We start from the raw sequence: 890 nt of genomic DNA, 5'->3' as shown, positions 1-890 counted from the left end.
GCCCTCGGCCTCGCGCGCGCCGGCGAAGGCGGCGATCGCGTCGACGGAGGCGTCGACGTCGGCGAGCAGGTCGAGCCGCTCGGACGCGCTCCAGGCGTGGCGGGCGAGAATGCGGGCGGGGCTCAGCGCGACCCGCTCACCCAGATCCGCACCGGCCTCGGCGAAGATCTCGTCGAGGATCCAGCGCATGGTGAACACGGTCGGGCCGGCCTCGATCCGGGTGCCGCCGACCGGCACGCTGCGCATCTTGCCGCCGGGCACGCCGGCGGTCTCGAGCAGCGTCACCGCGCATCCGGCCACGGCGAGCCGGAGGGCGGCGACGAGCCCGCCGATGCCGCCCCCGATCACCACGACCCGCTCGATCGCCATCGTTCCCCCGTGCCGCACGACGATCCGGCATTGATCTCACCCGCGACAAGTGTCAATCATAGATTACACTTCGAAAAGTCAAAGCAAATTGACACGGGAGGTCACGGTGGACGCAGGCCAGCGCATCGAACGGACCCTGGACAACGCGGTCGCCTACGCCGAGGCGCCGGGCGCCCCGCCGCGGCTCGCCGAGGCGATCCGCTACGCCGTGTTCCCGGGCGGCCATCGCATTCGGCCCCGGCTCTGCCTGGCGGTGGCCGCCGCCTGCGGCGACGACGATCCGGCCGCCGCCGAGTCCGCCGCCGCCGCGATCGAACTGCTGCACTGCGCCTCCCTCGTCCACGACGACCTGCCCTGCTTCGACGACGCCGAGACCCGCCGGCAGAAGCCCACCGTGCACGTCGCCTTCGGCGAGCCGCTGGCGGTGCTCACCGGCGACGCGCTGATCGTGCTCGCGTTCGAGACGTTGGCCCGGGGCGCGGCCAGGAACCCGCATCGGCTCGCGGCGCTCGTCGGGCTGG

General features: G+C 73.3%; 2 protein-coding genes. One reads left to right on the top strand and one right to left on the bottom strand.

All coding sequences use genetic code 11. The annotated features are described in order from the left end of the window. Positions 1-369, bottom strand: a 369-nt coding sequence (locus tag FV223_RS28715) for an NAD(P)-binding protein (protein ID WP_147730008.1), incomplete at its 3' end; no start/stop codon positions are given. A gap of 106 nt (positions 370-475) precedes the next feature. On the opposite strand from FV223_RS28715, the gene FV223_RS28710 reads away from it, so the two are divergent. Beyond that, on the top strand, positions 476-890 hold a 415-nt coding region (locus FV223_RS28710; protein ID WP_187276297.1), incomplete at its 3' end, for a polyprenyl synthetase family protein.

Source organism: Methylobacterium sp. WL116 (genome assembly GCF_008039455.1).
Taxonomy (GTDB): Bacteria; Pseudomonadota; Alphaproteobacteria; order Rhizobiales; family Beijerinckiaceae; genus Methylobacterium.
This window is presented reverse-complemented; position numbering and strand designations above follow the sequence as displayed.